General features: G+C 72.7%; 18 protein-coding genes and 1 tRNA gene. 9 read left to right on the top strand and 10 right to left on the bottom strand.

All coding sequences use genetic code 11. The features are described 5' to 3' along the window. Positions 1–45: 45 nt before the first annotated feature. Together ACT4N7_RS01810 and ACT4N7_RS01805 are read left to right on the top strand one after the other, a co-directional pair. Complete coding sequence (locus tag ACT4N7_RS01810) at positions 46–558, top strand: RNA polymerase sigma factor (protein WP_444826772.1); 513 nt, start codon at positions 46–48, stop codon at positions 556–558. Further along, positions 555–1,439 carry a hypothetical protein gene (locus tag ACT4N7_RS01805; protein ID WP_444826771.1) on the top strand — a complete coding sequence of 295 codons (885 nt, stop codon included), beginning with the start codon at positions 555–557 and terminating at the stop codon, positions 1,437–1,439. Before ACT4N7_RS01810 ends, ACT4N7_RS01805 begins: the two co-directional genes overlap by 4 nt. 43 nt (positions 1,440–1,482) lie before the next feature. Here the strand turns inward: ACT4N7_RS01805 and ACT4N7_RS01800 are convergent, their stop codons facing one another. Together ACT4N7_RS01800 and ACT4N7_RS01795 are read right to left on the bottom strand one after the other, a co-directional pair. Further along, on the bottom strand, positions 1,483–2,187 hold the full coding sequence (locus ACT4N7_RS01800; RefSeq protein ID WP_444826770.1) for a hypothetical protein: 705 nt from the start codon (positions 2,185–2,187) through the stop codon (positions 1,483–1,485). Positions 2,188–2,272: 85 nt separating this feature from the next. Then, positions 2,273–2,800 (bottom strand): hypothetical protein, encoded by a 528-nt coding sequence (locus ACT4N7_RS01795; RefSeq protein ID WP_444826769.1) that lies wholly within the window; start codon positions 2,798–2,800, stop codon positions 2,273–2,275. A 108-nt stretch (positions 2,801–2,908) separates the two neighbouring features. On the opposite strand from ACT4N7_RS01795, the gene ACT4N7_RS01790 reads away from it, so the two are divergent. Continuing rightward, on the top strand, positions 2,909–4,102 hold the full coding sequence (locus ACT4N7_RS01790; protein WP_444826768.1) for a cytochrome P450: 1,194 nt from the start codon (positions 2,909–2,911) through the stop codon (positions 4,100–4,102). A 159-nt stretch (positions 4,103–4,261) separates the two neighbouring features. Continuing rightward, a complete protein-coding gene (locus ACT4N7_RS01785; protein ID WP_444826767.1) occupies positions 4,262–7,414 on the top strand; it encodes a GH92 family glycosyl hydrolase in 3,153 nt (1,050 codons plus the stop codon). A 4-nt stretch (positions 7,415–7,418) separates the two neighbouring features. Here ACT4N7_RS01785 and ACT4N7_RS01780 read toward each other — a convergent pair whose 3' ends face one another. The 4 genes from ACT4N7_RS01780 to ACT4N7_RS01765 form a co-directional block, all read right to left on the bottom strand. Beyond that, positions 7,419–8,012, bottom strand: a complete 594-nt coding sequence (locus ACT4N7_RS01780; protein WP_444826766.1) for a hypothetical protein — start codon at positions 8,010–8,012, stop codon at positions 7,419–7,421. Between the two features lie 107 nt (positions 8,013–8,119). Then, positions 8,120–8,818 carry an MSMEG_4193 family putative phosphomutase gene (locus ACT4N7_RS01775; protein ID WP_444826765.1) on the bottom strand — a complete coding sequence of 233 codons (699 nt, stop codon included), beginning with the start codon at positions 8,816–8,818 and terminating at the stop codon, positions 8,120–8,122. Positions 8,819–8,840: 22 nt separating this feature from the next. Further along, entirely contained in the window at positions 8,841–9,668 is an 828-nt protein-coding gene (locus ACT4N7_RS01770) for an undecaprenyl-diphosphate phosphatase (protein ID WP_444826764.1), read from the bottom strand. Further along, the gene (locus ACT4N7_RS01765) at positions 9,665–10,714 is read right to left on the bottom strand and encodes an LLM class F420-dependent oxidoreductase (protein ID WP_444826763.1); all 1,050 of its coding nucleotides are present in this window, start codon (positions 10,712–10,714) and stop codon (positions 9,665–9,667) included. The genes ACT4N7_RS01770 and ACT4N7_RS01765 overlap by 4 nt, the downstream gene beginning before the upstream one ends. A gap of 154 nt (positions 10,715–10,868) precedes the next feature. On the opposite strand from ACT4N7_RS01765, the gene ACT4N7_RS01760 reads away from it, so the two are divergent. Together ACT4N7_RS01760 and ACT4N7_RS01755 are read left to right on the top strand one after the other, a co-directional pair. Then, entirely contained in the window at positions 10,869–11,846 is a 978-nt protein-coding gene (locus ACT4N7_RS01760; protein ID WP_444826762.1) for an aldo/keto reductase, read from the top strand. A 103-nt stretch (positions 11,847–11,949) separates the two neighbouring features. After that, a complete protein-coding gene (locus ACT4N7_RS01755) occupies positions 11,950–14,433 on the top strand; it encodes a non-ribosomal peptide synthetase (RefSeq protein WP_444826788.1) in 2,484 nt (827 codons plus the stop codon). Here the strand turns inward: ACT4N7_RS01755 and ACT4N7_RS01750 are convergent. Next, a complete protein-coding gene (locus ACT4N7_RS01750; RefSeq protein ID WP_444826761.1) occupies positions 14,348–14,764 on the bottom strand; it encodes a hypothetical protein in 417 nt (138 codons plus the stop codon). The two genes, ACT4N7_RS01755 and ACT4N7_RS01750, sit on opposite strands and share 86 nt — an antisense overlap. Before the next feature lie 131 nt (positions 14,765–14,895). Here ACT4N7_RS01750 and ACT4N7_RS01745 point away from each other — a divergent pair, with 131 nt between their 5' ends. Beyond that, positions 14,896–15,945: a YncE family protein gene (locus ACT4N7_RS01745; RefSeq protein WP_444826760.1), complete on the top strand. Its 1,050-nt coding sequence runs from the start codon at positions 14,896–14,898 to the stop codon at positions 15,943–15,945. Beyond that, positions 15,942–16,154 carry a DUF5703 family protein gene (locus ACT4N7_RS01740; protein WP_444826759.1) on the top strand — a complete coding sequence of 71 codons (213 nt, stop codon included), beginning with the start codon at positions 15,942–15,944 and terminating at the stop codon, positions 16,152–16,154. The genes ACT4N7_RS01745 and ACT4N7_RS01740 overlap by 4 nt, the downstream gene beginning before the upstream one ends. A gap of 6 nt (positions 16,155–16,160) precedes the next feature. Here the strand turns inward: ACT4N7_RS01740 and ACT4N7_RS01735 are convergent, their stop codons facing one another. Both ACT4N7_RS01735 and ACT4N7_RS01730 read right to left on the bottom strand, forming a co-directional pair. Then, entirely contained in the window at positions 16,161–16,643 is a 483-nt protein-coding gene (locus ACT4N7_RS01735) for a DUF2231 domain-containing protein (protein WP_444826758.1), read from the bottom strand. A 68-nt stretch (positions 16,644–16,711) separates the two neighbouring features. Further along, positions 16,712–18,055: a M20/M25/M40 family metallo-hydrolase gene (locus ACT4N7_RS01730; RefSeq protein ID WP_444826757.1), complete on the bottom strand. Its 1,344-nt coding sequence runs from the start codon at positions 18,053–18,055 to the stop codon at positions 16,712–16,714. Positions 18,056–18,154: 99 nt separating this feature from the next. Here ACT4N7_RS01730 and ACT4N7_RS01725 point away from each other — a divergent pair. Then, positions 18,155–18,238 (top strand) — tRNA-Leu (locus ACT4N7_RS01725). On the opposite strand, the gene ACT4N7_RS01720 is transcribed toward ACT4N7_RS01725, so the two are convergent. Beyond that, positions 18,220–18,942, bottom strand: a complete 723-nt coding sequence (locus ACT4N7_RS01720; RefSeq protein ID WP_444826756.1) for a zinc ribbon domain-containing protein — start codon at positions 18,940–18,942, stop codon at positions 18,220–18,222. The genes ACT4N7_RS01725 and ACT4N7_RS01720 overlap by 19 nt on opposite strands. Positions 18,943–19,280 lie beyond the last annotated feature (338 nt).

Here is a 19,280-nt window from a genome sequence, read left to right as displayed (position 1 = left end):
CCTCCCCGTGCGACTACGCACGTGACCATGACAGGGGGAAACCTGGTGGACGAAGTCGCTGTGCGAAGAGCACAGGCAAGACCCGCGGACGCGTCACTCGCGGCGCTGTACCGCGAACATCGGCTCGGGTTGGTCCGACTGGCGGTGTTGCTGATCGGCGAGCAAGCCGCGGCGGAAGACGCCGTGCAGGATGTGTTCGCGGTGCTGTGGCGGCGGGGGTTCGTCCCGGAGACGCCCGCCTACCTGCGCACCGCGGTGGTCAACCGGTGCCGGTCGACGATCCGGCGCGCCGTGCTCGCGCGGCGCAGGGTGGCGCCCGAGGTCGTGGCGGGACCGGCACCTGGGGACCGGGTCGAACTCGCCGAGGAACACCAGGAGGTCCTCGACGCGATCGACGGTCTGCCGCGCAGACAGCGCGAGGTTGTCGTCCTGCGCTACTACGCCGAGCTCCCGGTGGCCGAGGTCGCCAGGACTCTCGGAATCCACGAGGGCACCGTGAAGTCCACTTGCGCACGCGCGTTGTCGACACTGCGCCACGGACTCGGGGAGAAGTCATGAACGACGACATCGAGCAGCGGGTCAGGGACTCGCTGCGAGCGCGGGCGACCGCCGTCACCGCGGGCTCGCTCGGTCTCCCGGTCGAGCACCCCGCCGAGCCCAGGGCCCGGCGGTGGCCCGCGCTGGTCGCCTCGGCCGCGGTCGTGCTCGCCGCCGTCGGCATCACCGTGGCGACAGCCGACCGCGGATCGCCACAGCAGGTGCCGCCCGCGCGGATCACCTCGACACAGCCGTCCAGTTCGACCCCGCCGACATCGGTGACCACCATGCCCGCGACTCCGCCCGCGGCAGGCACGGCCACGTCGACCGGAAAGCCCGTCGACGTGGCGCCGACCTGCGGCGACAGGCCGTGCGAGCTGGTCCAGTCGGTGTCGATCGCGGGCGATGTGCTGGAGGTGCTGGCCGCCGACGATCCAGACTATCCCGGCAACCTGGCGAACCCCGTCGTGCGGGAGCGCGGTGGGGCGGTGCTTACCGGGGCGCCGGACTTCGCCATGTTCGTCACCAAGGACTCGCTGCGGTGTGTCGTCGTGGGCGGGCGCCCGGTCTGCCTGCTGTCAGTCGGCTATCTCGGCGACTCGGACGCGTCGCTCGGCCTCGTGCGGGACGGCGCCCGCTGGCGGTTCACCGGAGCGGTGTTCCCGACCCCGTACGGGGCCCTGTCGGTGCGGATCCAGGCGGGACCGCGGGTGGTGGCCGTCGAATCCCGGTTCTTCGGCACCGGGTCCGAACCCGAGAAGGAGTACTTCTCGGTCAGGGTGTTCCGGTGGGACGGTACCGCTCTGGGCTGTTCACCCAGGGTGGAGACCAAGGAGAGCCTGCCGGGCTGGCCGGACGTCCAGCCCGATCCGTCCACACTGGACGAGGCGAACTGCTTCTGATCCACGCGGGCCCCGAACCACGTTTCCGGGGCCCGCGGCGGGACTAGGCCATCCCGCGGGCGAGGAACTCATACGCTCGTTCGGCGTCGAGCAGGGGCGGGCCCCAGCGGCGCGGGTGGGTGGCGCCGATCAGCAGCGCCGACCGCACCTGGCCGCCCGTCGCCGCGGGGAACAGTGACCACAGCAGTGCCGCCGCGCCCGCCACCACGGTCGCCGCGACGCCGTTGCCCGAGGCCGGGCCGTGCGGGCCGGGCACCTCCTCGCCCGGCGCGAGCAGGCCGCGCGGTTCGTGGTCGAGGTCGACGAACCAGCTCACCCGGCCCGACGCCGTGCACGAGGACACCGGGACGACCCACGCGTGCCGGGTCAGCGTCGTGGGGTGCGGGCCCGCGGCCGCCACCACCGGCACGCCCAGTTCGGCCGCGCGGTCCAGGGTCTGGTCGAGCAGGCGTCCTTCGTGGACAGTGCCGCTCACCGTCGACGCGCCGACGATCACCACTCGCGCGGAGCCGTCGAGCAGGCCGCCGAGCGTGGCCGCCAACTCCCCCGGCGCGACCGATCGGACCGGACACAGTGGACAGATCGCCAGCGACTCCGGTCCGAGCACGCTCGCCAGCACCGCGGCGTCGGGGCCGGTGGCGACCAGATCCATCGGCACCGCGCCCGCGCCCGGCCCGCGGCGCAGCACCGGGGTGAGCCGCACCAGGTCGAGCAACGGCGACCGAACCACCCCGCGCACCCCGGTCACCGGCCGCTCCTCACCCGGTCGAACCCACCAGGCGCGAACTGTAGCCGCGCGGCGGCGCTCTGTGATCAGGCCAACCGAGTGATCCTCAGCCGCGTCCGGCCCACACCCGGCCGCCGGAGAACTCCTCGATCGCGGCCAGGATCTCCTCGCGGCCGCGGGTGAACAGCCGCGTGTCGACCGGCAGGCCCGGCCCGGACGCCACCGGCCACGAGTCGCGCTGGTGCAGGCCGACCACCCCGGGCGTGCCGGGGGTGACGCCCGCACGGACCCGGAAGTTCAGCGTCGGACCGTCCACTGTCACCGACCGCAGCGTCTCCCACGGCAGGAACGCCGCGCCCCGCGCGGTCGGCAGCCGCACGCCGTGGCCGTCGACCGTCAGCGGTGCCTCGCGCCGCCTGCGCCGGGCCACGTAGCCGCCGATCTTGGCCGCGGGCCCCGCGACAGCGGGCACCAGCGCGACGAGCGCCACCGCGCGCGGCACCCACCCGGCGGCCAGGAACGCCACCGCGAGCACCGCGACCGCGCCGCCCGCCGCCACCCAAGGCACCAGCGGCCGCCGCCAGGCCGCTCGATCGACCTCGGCAACGAACCGCTGCCCGATCCCCGACGTCATGTGCTGCCCCTTCGCCGCCCGAACTTGGCCGGAAGGTACTGGACCTGCGGGTACCGTGGGGTCCGAACACGACCTGGGGGCCGGATGATGCCACGGTTCAGGCGCCGCGTGCCGAGTGTCAACCGGCTGCGCGAGCCCGGCCTCCAGCGTGACCCGTACCCCTTCTACGCGCGGCTGCGCGCCCGTGGGCCGGTGCTCTTCGACGCCGACCGCGGCCAGTGGGTGGTCACCGGGCACCAGGAGGTCGCGGCGGCCCTGCGCGACCCGGCGCTGTCGGCGGTGCGGTTCTTCGCCGGGCCGGGCGCCTCGGCCGCGGAGCGGCAGGTCGTGGCCATGCTGGCGCGGCAGCTGCTGTTCACCGACGCGCCCGAGCACGCGCGGCTGCGCCGGCTGATCGCCAAGGCGTTCACCCCGCGTCGGGTCGAGGGCTTGCGGCCAGCGATCGCCGCCCGCACCGACGCGCTGCTCGACGCCGCGGCCGAGCGTGGCGGCGTCGACCTGGTCGCCGACCTCGCGCTGCCGCTGCCGGTCGAGGTGATCGCCGAGCTGCTGGGTGTGCCGCCCGTGGACCGCGACCGGCTGCGGTCGTGGTCGGTGTCCTTCGGCGTCCTGCTCGACGACGTGGCCCCCGACGCCGACGCGCTGCGGGCCGCGCTCGCCGCCGTCGCGGAGTTCCTCGCCTACCTGACCGAGCTGACCGCGGCCCGCCGCGCCGACCCGCGCGAGGACCTGATCAGCGCCCTGGTGACCGGCGACGGCGACCGGCTCGCCCCCGCCGACCTGCTGGCGAACCTGGTGCTGCTGCTGGCCGCCGGGCACCTGACGACCACGCACCTGCTGGGCAACAGCGTGCTGGCGCTGCTGCGCGAGCGCGCCCAGTGGGAGCTGCTGTGCGCGGAGCCCGCGCTGCTCGGCAGGTGCGTGGACGAACTGCTGCGCTACGACTCCCCGGTGCAGATGACCGGGCGCATGGTCGCCCGCGAGGTGGTGATCGGCGGCGTGCCGATCGCGGCGGGGCAGTCGGTGCTGCTGGTGCTCGGTGCGGCCAACCGCGACCCGGCCGTGTTCACCGAGCCCGACGTCCTCGACCTGCGCCGCGGTGCCGCCCGGCACCTCGCCTTCGGCCACGGCGCGCACGCGTGCCTGGGCATGGCGCTGGCGCGGGTGGAGGCCGAGATCGCCCTCGGCAGGCTCACCGCGCGGTTCCCCGGCCTGCGCCTGGCCGAGACGGACCGGCCCGAACGTGAACCGGGCCTGACCTTCCGCGGCCTGCGCCGCCTCCCCCTGCACTTGGGCGACTAGCGAGCCGGGGCGGGCGCCACTTCCTCGTCGGCGCCCGCCCCGCGTCCATCATGCCGTCGCGGACCCGGGTACGACCACCCGATTCCGGTCGATTCCGGTCGATTCCGGTCGACTCCGGTCGACTCCGGTCGATTCCGCAGCCCGGCCTACCCTTGATCAATGAGCGTCGAAGGCTTCCGCACGTCGTTCGAGCCGACCGACCCCGCGCCGACCTGGACCGACACCGTCGACCTCGACCCGTCCGGCGCGCCGAGGGCCGACGGCGCCGAGTTGCGTACCCGGGTCGGCGCCGGGCCGGCGAAGGCCCCGGCCGCACGACCCGGCGTCGGGTTCACCGGGGCGCACGCCCTGCGCTACGAGGGCAGCCACACCGCGACCGGCGAGGCGCACCGGACCAACCGGCTGTTCTGGTCGGACCTCACCGTCGCCGCCGACACCGAGCTGAGCTACGTGATCTTCCCGGAGCTGACCGGCGGCGACCTGCGCTACCCGAGCACGTTCGTGGCCGTCGACCTCGCCTTCGCCGACGGCACCCACCTGTCCGACCTCGACGCCGCCGACCAGCTCGGCTTCCCGTTGACCCCGCTCGGCCAGGGCGGCTCCCGCGCGCTGTTGCCCGACCAGTGGAACCACCGCACCGTGCACCTGGGCCGGGTCGCCCGCGGCCGCACGATCACCCGCGTCCTGCTCGCCTACCGCGGCCCGCACGGTCCCGCCGAGTTCGCGGGCTGGCTCGACGACCTGGTCATCGGACCCGCGCCGCGCAGGCCCGCGGCCGCTGTCGACCGGGTGATCACCACTCGCGGCACGCACTCCACCGGGAAGTTCTCCCGCGGCAACACCTTCCCCGCGACCGCCGTGCCGCACGGGTTCAACTTCTGGACGCCGATCACCGACGCGGCGGTGACCAACTGGTTCTACCAGTACCGCGACACCGCGATCCAGGCGTTCGGGCTGAGCCACCTGCCCAGCCCGTGGATGGGCGACCGGCACACCTTGCACCTGATGCCCACCCGCGGCACCCGGGTCGGCAGACGCGCGCGGGCGCTGTCGTTCCGCCGCGAGGACGAGACCGCCCGGCCCCACCACTACGCTGTCCGCTTCGACAACGGCGTCACCGCCGAGATCGCCCCGACCGACCACGCCGCCGCGCTGCGGTTCACCTTCCCGCCCGGCCCGGCGAACCTGGTGCTGGACAACGTCGGCCACGGCGGCGCGGTCCGCGTCGACGCGGTCGCCCGGACGATCACCGGGCACACCGATGTCCGAAGTGGACTGTCCGCGGGCGCGGGCCGGATGTTCGTGCACGCCACAGTGGACCGACCGATCGCCGCCGCCGGGAACCGGTTGCGGGGCCTGGGCCGGGCGCGCACCGCGCTGATCCGGTTCGAGCCCGAGCGCCAGGGCGAGACCGTGGTGACCGTGCGGATCGCGACGTCGCTGATCAGTCCCGAGCAGGCGCGGCGCAACCTGGAGTCGGAGATCGGCGCGACCGAGGCGTTCCAGTCCGTGCGGGACCGCGCCCGCGCCGCGTGGGCCGCCGAACTCGGCCGGGTCGAGGTCGAGGGCGCCACCGACGACCAGCTCACCACGCTCTACTCGTGCCTGTACCGGCTCTTCCTCTACCCCAACGCGGGCCACGAGAACACCGGCACCGCCGCGCAGCCGCGTCACCGCTACGCCAGCCCGGTCAGCCCACCGTCCATAGTGGACGGCAAGGTGTTCGTGAACAACGGCTTCTGGGACACCTACCGCACCTGCTGGCCCGCCTACGCGCTGCTCGCCCCCACCCGCTGCGGCGAACTGGTCGACGGCTTCCTGCAGCAGTACCGCGACGGCGGCTGGGTCGCCCGCTGGTCCTCCCCCGGCTACGCGAACCTGATGACCGGCACCAGTTCCGACGTCGCGTTCGCCGACGCCGCGCTCAAGGGCGTCCCCGGCTTCGACGTCCGCGACGCCTACGCCGCCGCCCTGCGCAACGCCACCGTCACCCCACCGCACGACGCGGTCGGCCGCAAGGGCCTGGACCGGTCGATCTTCACCCACCACACGTCCACCGCCACGCCCGAGGGCCTGTCGTGGGCGATGGAGGGCTGCGTCAACGACTTCGGCATCGCCGCACTCGCCGCCGCGCTGGGCGAGGACGACGACCACGCCTACTTCCTCGACCGCGCGCGCCACTACGTGCACCACTTCGACCCGGCGATCGGCTTCTTCCAAGGCCGCACGCCCGACGGCGGGTGGCGCTGGTCGCCTGCGAGCTACGACCCGCGCGTGTGGGGCCACGACTACACCGAGACCAACGGGTGGACCGCCGCGTTCGCCGTGCCGCACGACGGCGGCGGCCTCGCCGACCTGCACGGCGGCCCCGCCGGACTCGCCGCCAAGCTCGACGAGTACTTCGCCACCCCCGAGACCGCCACCCACCCCGGCTCCTACCGGCGGGTGATCCACGAGATGACCGAGGCCCGCGACGTGCGGATGGGCCAGTACGGGCACAGCAACCAGCCCGCCCACCACATCCCGTACCTCTACACCCACGCCGGACAGCCCTGGCGCACCCAGGAGAAGGTCCGCGACGTGCTGGCCCGGCTCTACCAGGGCAGCGAGATCGGCCAGGGCTACTGCGGCGACGAGGACAACGGCGAGATGTCGGCGTGGTACGTCTTCAGCGCCCTGGGCTTCTACCCGCTGCGCGTCGGCAGCCCGTACTACACGATCGGCTCACCGCTGTTCCCGCGCGCGGTGGTGCACCTGGAGAACGGCCGCGACCTCGTGGTCACCGCCGCCAACCACCAGCACCCCTACGTGCAGAGCCTTCGAGTGGACGGCGAACCCCACGACCGCGCCTACATCGCGCACGACGTGCTCGCCGCGGGCGCGCACCTGGCGTTCGACATGGGACCAGAGCCGTCGGACTGGGGCACCGGCCCCGACGCCGTCCCGCCCCCGCTGGGCCAAGGCCCGCCGCTACGCGACGTCACCGCCGGGCTGCCGGGCCCGCTGTTCGACGACACCACCCGCACGGAGTCCGCTGTGGACAGTCCGATCGAGATGACCGGCGACCCGGCCGAGGTGCTGGTCTACACCCTCACCTCGGCCGCGCGCGAGCATGACCCGACCGGGTGGACACTGAGCGGCTCGACCGACGGGACCACCTGGCACACCGTCGATCGCCGCGCGGGCGAGCGGTTCCGGTGGCGCAGGCAGACCCGCCCGTTCCGGGTGGCCACCCCCGGCAGCTACCGGCACCACCGGCTCACGATCGACGGCAGCGCCACCCTGGCCCAGGTCGAACTGCTCGCCAGGTGAGGGCTCAGTGGCCCCGGCGCGAGCGCAGCCACTCGGTGCCCGACGCGCCAAGGGCCTGGATCAGGCTGATGGTCGGCATCACGGCGAACAGCAGCGCGACGAGGATCAGGAACGTCTTGGCGCCCTCGAAGGTGTCCACGCCGAAGGTCGGGATGACCGCGAACGCGACCAGGTAGGTCGCCGACAGCACGATCTCCACGATGGCACCCGCGACCAGCAGCCCGCGGCCCTTGCCCTGCATGAGCTGCACGCCGCCGAAGATCAGCAGCAGCACGCCCGCGAGCTGGACCAGTCCGATGACGAAGCTCACCGACGCCTCGCCGCCGCCGCCGCTGCTGTTCGCCGCACCCGCGAGCACGATGATGGTGGTGATGGTGGTGATACCGGCCTGCACGAACGCGAGAACCGCGGCCGAGGTGACCGCGCCGGACCGCGTGATCGGACCGCCGCCGTACTCCGCGGGCGCCTGGGGCAGGCCACCGGTCTGCGGGTAACCCTGCTGCGGATAGCCGGGGGCCTGGGGGTAGCCCCCCTGCTGCGGGTAGCCGCCAGGTTCCTGGCCGTAGTTGCCCTGACCCTGACCCCAGTCCTGTGACATTGCCACTCCTCACTCGCTGTGAGCCGTCCGGCTCGGTGCCGCATAGTCACACGGAAGCAAGGAGTACATCGCGGGTTTCGGGAATTCGTGACAGCTTCGCGGCCTGCTCAGCCGGTCGAGCCGCCGACCGTGGCGTCCCCCGCGTCGACCGGCGGTTCCTCGGCTTTGGGCTCCGGGGGCACCACGCCCGCGAGTTCGCTGCCGCAGTCGTTCATCCGCAGCACGAACGGCCGGGTCTCGGTGTAGCGGACCACCGAGACCGACGCCGGGTCGACCACGATCCGCTGGAAGGTGTCGAGGTGTTGGCCCAGCGCGTCGGCGAGCAGGGCCTTGATCACGTCGCCGTGGCTGCACAGCAGCCACACCGCCCGGTCGCCGAACTCGGCGGTGATCCGCGCGTCGTGCGCGCGGACCGCGGCCACCGCCCGGGCCTGCACCCCGGCCAGGCCCTCGCCGTCGGGGAACACCGCGGCCGACGGGTGCTGCTGCACGACCTTCCACAGCGGCTCGCCCACCAGGTCCCGGATCGCGCGGCCGGTCCACGACCCGTAGTCGACCTCGGCGAGCGCGTCCTCGACGGCCGGGGTGAGCGCGCGCGCGGCGGCCAGCGGCGCCACCGTCTGCGCGCACCGCAGCAGCGGCGAGGCGACGATCGCGCGCAGCGGCACGGCGGCGAGCCGGTCGACCAGGCCCAGGGCCTGCCGCTGCCCGCTGTCGTCGAGGTGGACGCCCTCGGCGCGGCCGGCGAGCACCCCGGAGCCGTTGGCGGTGGAGCGGGCGTGTCGGAGCAGTACCACGGTGGCCACGGACCCGAGCCTAATGGGCCGCTCAGGTGGGGCTGACGACCCCGGTGGCGAGCAGCCCGCACAGCGCCGCGCCCAGCGCGATCCGGTACCACACGAACACCATGAAGCTGTGCTTGGAGACGTACCTGAGCAGCCACGCCACGCTCGCGTAGCCGACGACGAACGCCACGGCGGTGGCCGCGACGGTCTGCGGCACCGACGCCTGCAGACCCGGCCCACCGCGGTCGAGCACGTCGGGGATGCTGAAGATGCCCGCGCCGAACACCGCCGGGATGGCCAGCAGGAACGAGTACCGGGTCGCCGCCTCGCGGTCGAGGCCGAGGAACAGGCCCGCGGTGAGCGTGCCGCCGGAGCGGGACACGCCGGGGATCAGCGCCATCGCCTGCGCCAGACCCATGAACACGCTGTCCTTCAAGGTCAGCGTGTCGCGGCGCTGCTTGGCCGTCTCGTCGGCGATGGCGAGGAACACCGCGAACACCATCAGCACGATCGCGGTGATCCACAGGTTGCGCAGCGACGAGCGGATCTCGTCCTTGAACAGCACGCCCAGCACGCTGATCGGCACCGAGCCGATGATGACGTACCAGGCCAGTCGGTAGTCCGGGTCGCGGCGCGCGTCAGCGTGCACCAGGCCGCGGAACCAGGCGCGCAGCATCCGCCAGATGTCCTTGGCGAAGTAGATCACCACGGCGGCCTCGGTGCCGAGTTGGATCACCGCGGTGAACGAGGCGCCCGCGTCACCGCCGAACCACAGCTCCGAGACGATCCGAACGTGCGCGGACGAGGAGATCGGGAGGAACTCCGTGAGTCCCTGGACGAGGCCGAGAACGAGTGCTTGAAACCAGGTCAACTACCGACTCCCGCGAGGTCCAGGGCTTCCACGGCGACGCGCAGCGCCGCCTTGCTCTGCTCCAGATCTTGCAGGATCGGCGAAACGGTCAGGGTGGTGACCCCGGACTCGGCCAGCGCCACCATCTTCTCCGCGATGCGCTCCTTGGGCCCGAGCAGCGAGGTCGAGTCGATGAACCCGAGCGGCACCGCAGCCGCCGCACCCGCGTAGTCCTTGGCGAGGTAGCGGTCCTGGGTCTCGGCCGCCTCGGCCTCGTAGCCCATCCGGCAGGCGAGGGCGTTGTAGAAGTTCTGCTCGCGGCTGCCCATCCCGCCCACGTACAGCGCCGCGTACGGGCGCACGGTGTCGGCGGCGGCCCGCCAGTCGTCGCCGACGACGAGCGGGACGGTCGGCACGACGTCGAACCCGTCGAGGGTCTTGCCCACCTTCGTCCGGCCCTTCGCGATCAGCTCCAGCGACTCGCGGCCGTGCTCCGGGGAGTAGAAGATCGCCAGCCAGCCGTCGGAGATCTCGCCGGTCAGCTCCAGGTTCTTCGGCCCGATCGAGGCCAGGTAGATCGGGATCTCCTCGCGCACCGGGTGCACGGTGAGCTTGAGCGGCTTGCCGGGACCGTCGGGCAGCGGCTGCACGAAGTGCTTGCCCTGGTAGTCCACCCGCTCGCGGCGCAGGGCGGAGCGGACGATCTCGACGTACTCGCGGGTGCGGCCCAGCGGCTTGTCGAACTTCACCCCGTACCAGCCCTCGGAGACCTGCGGGCCGGACACACCGAGGCCCAGCCGGAACCGGCCGCCCGAAAGGGTGTCCAGGGTGGCGGCGGTCATCGCGGCCATGGTCGGGCGACGGGCCGGGATCTGCAGGATCGCGCTGCCGATGTCGATCCGCTCGGTCTGCGCGGCGACCCACGCCAGCACCGTGGGCGCGTCCGAACCGTAGGCTTCGGCGACCCAGGCCACCGAGTAGCCCAGCCGGTCCGCCTCCTTGGCCAGTTCGAGATTCGCGGCGTCGTTCCCGGCACCCCAGTAGCCCAAGTTCATTCCCAGTCGCATTCCGGCGACATTACTCACCAGTATCCCTTCGTGCCAGAACGACGCACAACAGCCATCCAAGGGGACCGCGGCGACAGTCGACCCGGGTGACCGGCCCACCGCGTGGTTGTATGGCCCCGGTGACCCAACGTGAGAACTCCGGGGAGGTGGGGTAGTGGAACAACGACACCTCGGGCGCAGCGGGCTGCGGGTGTCCCGGATGGCGCTGGGCACGATGACCTGGGGCAGGGACACCGACCCCGACGAGGCCGCGAGCCAGTTGGCCGCGTTCGTCGAGGCGGGCGGCACGCTGGTCGACACCGCCGACATCTACTGCGACGGCCAGAGCGAGGCCGTCCTCGGCACCCTGCTCGACGACCTGGTGCCGCGCGACCGGATCGTGCTCGCCACCAAGGCCGTCGCCCGCCGCGACGACGGCCCGTTCGGCGGCGGCGCGTCCCGCGGCGCGCTGCTCGCGGCCCTGGAGGGGTCGCTGACCCGGCTCGACACCGACCACGTCGACCTGTGGCAGCTCCACGCGTGGGACGCGGCGGTGCCGCTGGAGGAGACGCTGGCCGCGGTCGACGCCGCCGTGCGCAGCGGCAAGGTGCGCTACGCGGGCATCTCGAACTACACCGGCTGGCAGACCGCCACCGCCGCGGCCAGGCAGGCGCTCACCGCGGGAGCCGCGCCGCTGGTCAGCACGCAGGTCGAGTACTCGCTGCTGGAGCGCGGCGTCGAGCGGGAGGTGGTGCCCGCCGCCGCGCACCACGGCCTGGGCCTGCTGCCCTGGGCGCCGCTGGGGCGCGGCGTGCTCACCGGCAAGTACCGGACGAGCACGCCGGCGGACTCGCGCGGCGCGTCCGCGCACTTCGCACCGTACGTCGAGCAGCACCGCACCGAGCGGGCCGCGCGGATCGTGCAGGCCGTGGTCACCGCGGCCGACGGCCTGGGCACCTCGCCGCTGGCGGTCGCGCTGGCCTGGGTGCGCGACCGGCCCGGTGTGGTCGCGCCCGTCGTCGGCGCGCGGGACACCGCGCAGCTCCGGGGCTCGCTCGCGGCCGAGGATCTCACCCTGCCCGCGGCGATCCGCGCCGCCCTCGACGACGTCAGCAATCTCGATCTCGGCTACCCGGAGCGCCGTCTGGGTTGAGCGGGTCGAATCCGACCCGTGACGAACTATGTTGGTTAGCCTATGCTCACTTAGGCTGCCCTGGGCCGGGCGGTGACCGAGGAGCCGAGGTGAAGCCGTGACGATGGCGAGGGCGCGTCTCGGTGTCTCGGTCGCCGAGGCGTTGGCGGCGTTCGGCGACCGGGTCGCGGTGATCACGCCGGACGGCACCACCCTTGGCTACCGCGACCTCGCCGCGAGGGTCACCGCCACGGCGGAGCGGCTCGGCACCACCCGGCGGCTGGTCCTGGTGACCGCGACCAACGAGGTCGACCCACTGGTCGCCTACCTCGCCGCCCTGCACGGCGGGCACCCGGTGCTGCTCACCGCGCCCGACGCGCTCGACGCCCTCGTCGAACGCTACGACCCGGACGTGGTCGTGCGGGGCGCGGTGCACGAGCGGCGTCCCGGCACCGCGCACGACCTGCACCCCGACCTCGCGCTGTTGCTGTCGACCTCGGGCTCCACCGGCAGCGCCAAGCTGGTGCGGCTGTCCGCGGCGAACTTGCTGGCCAACGCCGAGGCCATCGCCGACTACCTCGACATCCGCGACACCGACCGCGCGGCCGCCACCCTGCCGATGCACTACTGCTACGGGCTCTCGGTGGTCAACAGCAACCTCCTGCGCGGCGCCGCGCTGCTGCTGACCGACCGCTCGGTGACCGAACCCGAGTTCTGGACGGCGTTCCGCGCGCACGGCTGCACCAGCCTGCACGGCGTGCCGCACACCTTCGACCTGCTCGACCGCGTCGGCTTCGCCGACCTCGACCTGCCCAGCCTGCGCTACCTCACCCAGGCGGGCGGGCGGCTCGCCCCCGAGCGCGTCCGCCACCACGCCCGACTCGCCGAGCGGACCGGCAGGCGGTTCTACGTGATGTACGGGCAGACCGAGGCCACCGCGCGGATGGCCTACCTGCCGCCCGAGCTCGCCGCCGAGCGCCCGGAGGCCGTCGGCGTCCCGATTCCCGGCGGCTCCTTCGAGATCCGGCCGTCCGGGGAACTGGTGTACCGCGGCCCCAACGTCATGCTCGGCTACGCCCGCCGCCCCGCCGACCTCGCCCTCGGCGCCACCCTGGCCGAGTTACCCACCGGCGATCTCGCCCGCCGCGCGCCCGATGGGCTCTACGAGGTCGTCGGGCGGGTGAGCCGGTTCGTCAAGCCGTTCGGGCTGCGCGTCGACCTCGACGAGATCGAGCGACTGCTCGCCGACGCCGGGTTCCGCGCCGCCGCCGCGGGCGACGACACCGCCGTCACCCTGGCCATCGTGGCGGGCCAGGACCCCGACGCCGCGCGCGCCGTCGTCGCCCGGCACGTCGGTCTGCCCGCGGCGGGCGTGCGGGTCCGCGAGTACGCCGAACTGCCCCGGCTGGGCACCGGCAAGATCGACTACCCGGCCATCGCCGCCGACCGTCCCGACGACGCGCCGAGCACCTCGGTCCGCCGCATCTACCAGCGCGTCCTGCACCGCGACGACATCCCCGCCGACGCCACCTTCGTCGGCCTCGGCGGCGACTCGCTGACCTACGTGCGCGCATCGATCGACCTGGAGCACCTGCTCGGCCACCTCCCCGACGGCTGGCACACCATGGCGGTGCGCGACCTCGAAGCGGCGCGGCCGCGGCCGGGGCCGCGCTCGCTGGAGACCACCATCGCGCTGCGCGCCCTGGCGATCGTGCTGATCGTCGGCACCCACGTCGGCCTGGTCCAGGTCTGGGGCGGGGCGCACCTGCTGCTGGTGATCGCCGGGTGGAGCTTCGCCCGGTTCGCCCTGTCCCCCCTCGACCCCGAGCACAGCGCCGCCCGGATCGCCCGCGGCGCCGCCCGGATCGCGGTCCCCTCGGCGCTGTGGCTGGCGTGGCGCTCGACCGAGGCGGACAACGTCGCGGTCAGCAATGTCCTGCTGGTCAACAACTACGTGCGCGCGGGCACCGTGGCCTACTGGTACGTCGAGGCGCTGGTGCAGATCCTGGTGCTGCTCGCGCTGGTGTTCACCGTGCCCGCGGTGCGCCGCCTGGCCCACGCGCACGGGTTCGCGCTCGGCGTCGCGGCGCTGGCCGTCGCGCTGCTGGCCCGCATTCCGGCCGAGCACGACGCGGCGTTCTCCGCGCGCGACATGAGCACCCACGGCGTGCTGTGGCTGTTCGTGCTCGGGTGGGTCGCCCAGCGCTCGGCCACCGGCTCCCAGCGGCTCGCGACCGTGGCGCTGGCGCTGCTGCTGGTCCCGGGCTACTTCGACGACCCGGTGCGCGACGCGATCGTCGGGGGCGGGCTGCTGCTGGTGCTGCTGGTGCCCAAGATCCGCCTGCCCGGCCCGGTGGTGCGTGTCGGGGGGCTGCTCGCCGGGGCGTCGCTGTATGTCTACCTCACCCACTACGTGGTGTACCTGGCGCTGCTGCCGCACCTGCCCGCGTGGCTGGTGGTCGTACTGACCCTCGCCGTGGGCGTGCTCGCCTGGCGGGCGGTGTGCCGGTTGGGGAACCTGCTCAGACCCGCTCGGTCCGGTCTGCGTCGGCCGGGAGGAAGTACTCGCGCACGTCCGCCCGGTACATCAGGTGCACGGCGTTGGTGATCAACGCCACGGACAGCGCCAGCAGGGCGACGTCGAGCGGCCCGGACAGCAGCGCGACGGTCAGCAGCGGCGACACCCCGGCCGCCGCGCTCGCCACCGGGCGCGCCCAGTCGCGCCCGGCCCGCACGCTCAGCGCGAACCACGCCGTCAGCGCCAACGGCACCGCGAACAGGGCGAGGTCCCGGTCGGTGGCCACCGCGAGGTAGGTCAGGTGCAGTCCCGATAGGACGACCTGGACCAGCAACAACGCGCTCGCCGCGCGCACCGGCGCGGGTGGGTCGGCGGGTGCGGGGTCGCCGAAGATGGGCAGGTGCGTCGGATCAATCGCCATTGATGCCTCCCGAGCACTGGTGCCCACTCCTTCGGTGCGCTCGGCCCGGTTGTTACAAATCGGTTTCGCCTTCACCCCGAACGTGAGACACGCTGCGCCCGCGGACGTGGCTTCCGGGCGCCCGGTGCGGGATGCTGGAGAGCAGTCCGCTGTCGCCGATGCCGTCGGAGGAGCCGTTGCGCCGCTTGGTCGCAGCCCTGGCCGTCACCACCGCGCTCGCGGGGTGCACGTCCACCGGGCAGCCCGAGGACGAGTTGATGGTCTCGGCGAACCCCGTCGCCGCCACCGCCGCCCGTTCCCCCGCGCCCGTGGCCGTCCCGGCGGGCACCGTGCTGCCGCTGGCGTCCGCCGCGACCGCCGTCGTCGCCGACGAGCGCACCCGCACGCTGGCCGTCGCCGTCGAGTCCCCGCCGCAGGTCCGGCTCTACGACCTCGACGCGCTCGACCGCGCGCCCCGCACCGTCGACCTGCCCGGCCCCGCCGAGACGCTGACCCTCGCCGCGCCGGGCGGTCCCGTGCTCGCCGCGGTCGCCGCGCCCGGCAGCGTCCTGCGAGTCGACCTCGCGGGCGGCGCGACCGGCCGGGCCACCGTCGACGGCACGCCCGTGGGCGCCGCTACCTACCAGGGCGCCACCCTGGTGGCCGTCCGCGACGGCAAGGGTGTCGCCGTGCTCGACGGCGACCGCGTGCGGCGGGTCATCACCGGCGGCCTGCTCAGCGCCGACCAGGTCTTCGCCCCCGGCTCCGGTGCCGTCGTCCTCGACCGGCTGCGCAACGCCCTGTTCGAACTCGACGTCGCCGCGGGCACCGTCGGCGAGGGATTGCGCGCGGGCCAGGGCGCGACCAACGGCGTCGTCGACCGGTTCGGCCGCGTGCTGGTCACCGACACCCGCGGCGGCGCGCTGCTCGCGTTCTCCCTCGACCCTTTGCTGCTGCGGCAGCGTTATCCGGTCCCCGGCGCCCCCTACGCCATCGCCTACGACCCGCGCCGCGACCTCGCGTGGGTCACCCTGACCGAGTCCAACGAGGTGGTCGGGCTCCACGTCGCGGGCGAGGAACCCCAGCAGCGGTACCGGTTCGCGACGGTCGGCCAGCCGAACTCGGTGGCCGTCGACCCGGCCAGTGGACGCGTGGTGATCGCGTCCGCCAACGGAGGAGGTGTCCAGGTGGTGCAGCCATGAGTGACGGGGTGATCGACGGCGATTGGGAGTACCGGCCGCTGCGGCTGCCCCCGGGCGTGTCGCGGCTGACAGCGGCCACACAATTGTCCATCCATGCCGAGTTCTCCGGGTGGGAACTCTCGACGGTGCGGCTCTACGCCGACGGCACCCGCAAGGTGTGGCTGCGCCGCAAGCGAAAGAAGAACCTGCTGCCCGGCCTGATCACCTGACCGGGGTCAGCGGGCAGGCAGGTTCTCGATTCCGTCCCACACCGCGCGCGAACCCGCCTCGCCGACGCGGAACACATGCACGCCGGAAGCGCCCGCGAGCCCGATGGCGACGATCGCGGCCAGCACCAGCGCGACGTTGGTGCGTTTCGGACCGCTCGCCCGCGCCGCCGCGGTGTGCACGAGCATCAGTGCCAGCACAGCCACGAACAGCGGCACCACGAACCAGATCAACTGGTCGCCCAACCGCTCGTGCGCCTGGATCAGCTCGTTCTCCGGCAGCCTGCGCTCCAGATCGCGGCCACTGCTCGCCGTGATCGGCGTCAGCGCGGCGCCCACCGCCGCGACCACCACGACCAGCCAGCCGAACCGCCGCCGCGCCGCTGGCCACACCGCGACCACGATCGTGCCCAGCACGGCCAGCGGAACCAGGACGACCACCGCGTGCACGATCAACGCGTGCAGCGGGAGTCCGTTGACGAACTCGGGCATTGCCACCTCCACGACGCGCTCAGCAAACCCTCTTCCGTCCTACGCGGCCAGTCGACGCGCGGTTCACCTCAGCAGGTGCGCAGGAACCGGTCGAGCACCCGGGTGCCGAACTTCAGCGCGTCCACCGGCACCCGCTCGTCCACGCCGTGGAAGAGCGCACTGAAGTCAAGGTCGGCGGGCAGCCGCAGCGGGGCGAACCCGAAGCAGCGGATTCCCATGGTGTGGAAGGCTTTCGCGTCGGTGCCGCCGGAGAGCATGTAGGGCAACGTCGTCGCGCCGGGGTCCTCCGCGACGATCGAGGCCGTCATCGCGTCGACCAGCGCGCCGTCGAACGTCGTCTCCACCGGGGGCAGGCTCGTCACCCATTCGCGCTCCACGTCCGGGCCGAGGATCTCGTCCAACTCGCGCTCGAACGCCTCCTGGCGTCCAGGCAGCACGCGGCAGTCCACCACCGCCTCGGCCAGCGACGGGATCACGTTCGCCTTGTACCCGGCGTTGAGCATGGTGGGGTTGGCGGTGTCGCGCAGGGTCGCGCCGACCATCCTGGCCACCGCGCCCAGCTTCGCCACCGAGCCGTCGAGGTCGTCCTCGTCGAACCGCAGGCCGGTCAGTTCGGTGATCGCGGCCAGGAACTCGCGCACGGAGTCGGTCAGTACCAAGGGGAATTTGTGCGTCCCCAACTTCGCCACCGCCTGGGTCAGCTTGGTGACCGCGTTGTCCTCGTGCACCATCGACCCATGCCCGGCCCGCCCGCGCACCCGCAACCGCATCCAGGCAATGCCCTTCTCAGCCGTCTCGATCATGTACGCCCGCACGCCGTCGCGGACCGTGATCGAGAACCCGCCGACCTCGCTGATGGCCTCGGTCGCGCCCTCGAACAACTCCGGCCGATTCCGCACCAACCACTGCGACCCGTAGTCACCCCCCGCCTCCTCGTCGGCGAGGAAGGCAAAGATCAGATCCCGCGGTGGCACCACGTTGTCGCGCTTGAACCGCCGCGCCGTGGCCAACGTCATGGCCACCATGTCCTTCATGTCGACCGCGCCCCGCCCCCACACGTAGTCGTCCTGCACCGCCCCGGAAAACGGATGCACCGACCACTCGGAGGCGTCCGCGGGCACCGCGTCCAGATGCCCATGGATCAACAACGCCCCGCGCGCCGGATCGGCCCCCGCCAACCGGGCGAACACGTTGCCCCGCCCCTTCGCCCCGGACTCGACGTAAGTGGTCTCGTAACCGACCTCGGCCAACTTCTCCGCCACATACTCCGCCGCGGCCCGCTCCCCCACCACCGTCGCCGGATCCCCGGTATTGGTCGTGTCGATGCGGATCAACTCGCTGGTCAGGGTCACCGCCTCGGCCTCGGCGGTGGTCGTGTCGTGCGGTCCGGGTGCGCTCTGCTGCTGGGTCACCCCGCTTTCCTACCACTGCGGGCCCGCCCGCACAGGGTCGATTTGGGGCCACATCCGGCCATCCGATACGCTGTGTCCACACCACGCGGGAGACCGCGAGTCCGGGTGGCGGAATGGCAGACGCGCTAGCTTGAGGTGCTAGTGCCCTTAACGGGCGTGGGGGTTCAAGTCCCCCCTCGGACACGTTCACTACCCCTACCTGAAGGCCGGATGGTCACATCGACCAGCCGGTCTTCCGCGTTGTAGAGCATGTCCAGGTTGACCGCGTCGTAGAACTCCCGCAGCTCCTCTGCCAGGGCGTTCCGCAGTCCACCGGCCAACTCGGCCAGTTGATCCACCCGCGCTTCGACCTCGGCCAGCCCGATGACGCGCGCGGCGGGTGTCCGTTCGAGTTCCATCCGCGCCGCGTCGCACTCCTCCTGAGCGCGGTTGATCGCATCGACCAGGGCGGCCGGGTTCGCGCCCGCCTCGATCGCGTCCTGTAGCCGTCGGAGCTTCGTCTCGGCGGTCGTGAGTCGCTTCCGCGCCGGGTGCTCTCCGGCGGTCTGTGGCTTGTCGGCCCCGGCGCCGAGCAAGCGCCGAACGGTGTCGTCGCGCTGCTTCCGGTTGAACAGCTTCGACAGCCAGTCGTTGACCTGATCGAGTACCGCGATCTCCGGTAGGTAGACGTTCTTCGGATGCTCCGCGAGAACCGGCGATCCGGGGACGATGCTCCGAGCCGCGCACCGGTAGTAGATCCGGGTCTGACGCGGAGATCCCTCCATTCGGCGTTGGCAGTAGCCGCAGCGGACGCGGCCCCGGAGCGCGTACACGTGCTTCGTCGCCTTCGGTCCGCGTTCGAGCTTCCGGCGCGCGGGCAGTCCACCGGCCGCCCGCGACCGTCGCATGAGTTGAACCTCGGTGAACTGCTCAACGGACACGATCTCTGGGTGAGCCGGTCGGCGCGACCGGACGATGCGAGTCGGATCGGACCGTCGGAACCTGCCAGCGGACATGAAAAAGTCTGGGTGGGCGGACAGTTTGGTCCGGGTGTGCGGACATGAAGTCTCCGGATAGATGGACATGAGATCTCCGGGACACGCCTGACATCAATGCAGGCGTCAAGATCGCCAAGGCGGACCTGGTGCCCACCACGGCGAACCTGTTACCGGTCTACTCCTCGTTCGCCGACCTGGCGGACGCGTGTTTCCAGTGGTGTGAGCGGGTCAATGCCCGCACTCACCGC

This window comes from Actinokineospora sp. (genome assembly GCF_052390155.1).
GTDB lineage: Bacteria > Actinomycetota > Actinomycetes > Mycobacteriales > Pseudonocardiaceae > Actinokineospora.
Note: the sequence above shows the minus strand (reverse complement) of the source record. Positions and strands in the feature narration are given on the sequence as shown.

Bases quoted from the DNA above. Each gene is read 5' to 3' on its own strand.
- ACT4N7_RS01745 (WP_444826760.1), top strand. From the start codon at position 14,896: ATGCTGGAGAGCAGTCCGCTGTCGCCGATGCCGTCGGAGGAGCCGTTG.
- ACT4N7_RS01720 (WP_444826756.1), bottom strand. From the start codon at position 18,942: ATGCGACGGTCGCGGGCGGCCGGTGGACTGCCCGCGCGCCGGAAGCTC.
- ACT4N7_RS01740 (WP_444826759.1), top strand. From the start codon at position 15,942: ATGAGTGACGGGGTGATCGACGGCGATTGGGAGTACCGGCCGCTGCGG.
- ACT4N7_RS01750 (WP_444826761.1), bottom strand. From the start codon at position 14,764: ATGGCGATTGATCCGACGCACCTGCCCATCTTCGGCGACCCCGCACCC.
- ACT4N7_RS01780 (WP_444826766.1), bottom strand. From the start codon at position 8,012: ATGTCACAGGACTGGGGTCAGGGTCAGGGCAACTACGGCCAGGAACCT.
- ACT4N7_RS01765 (WP_444826763.1), bottom strand. From the start codon at position 10,714: ATGCGACTGGGAATGAACTTGGGCTACTGGGGTGCCGGGAACGACGCC.
- ACT4N7_RS01755 (WP_444826788.1), top strand. From the start codon at position 11,950: ATGGCGAGGGCGCGTCTCGGTGTCTCGGTCGCCGAGGCGTTGGCGGCG.
- ACT4N7_RS01735 (WP_444826758.1), bottom strand. From the start codon at position 16,643: ATGCCCGAGTTCGTCAACGGACTCCCGCTGCACGCGTTGATCGTGCAC.
- ACT4N7_RS01805 (WP_444826771.1), top strand. From the start codon at position 555: ATGAACGACGACATCGAGCAGCGGGTCAGGGACTCGCTGCGAGCGCGG.
- ACT4N7_RS01795 (WP_444826769.1), bottom strand. From the start codon at position 2,800: ATGACGTCGGGGATCGGGCAGCGGTTCGTTGCCGAGGTCGATCGAGCG.
- ACT4N7_RS01785 (WP_444826767.1), top strand. From the start codon at position 4,262: ATGAGCGTCGAAGGCTTCCGCACGTCGTTCGAGCCGACCGACCCCGCG.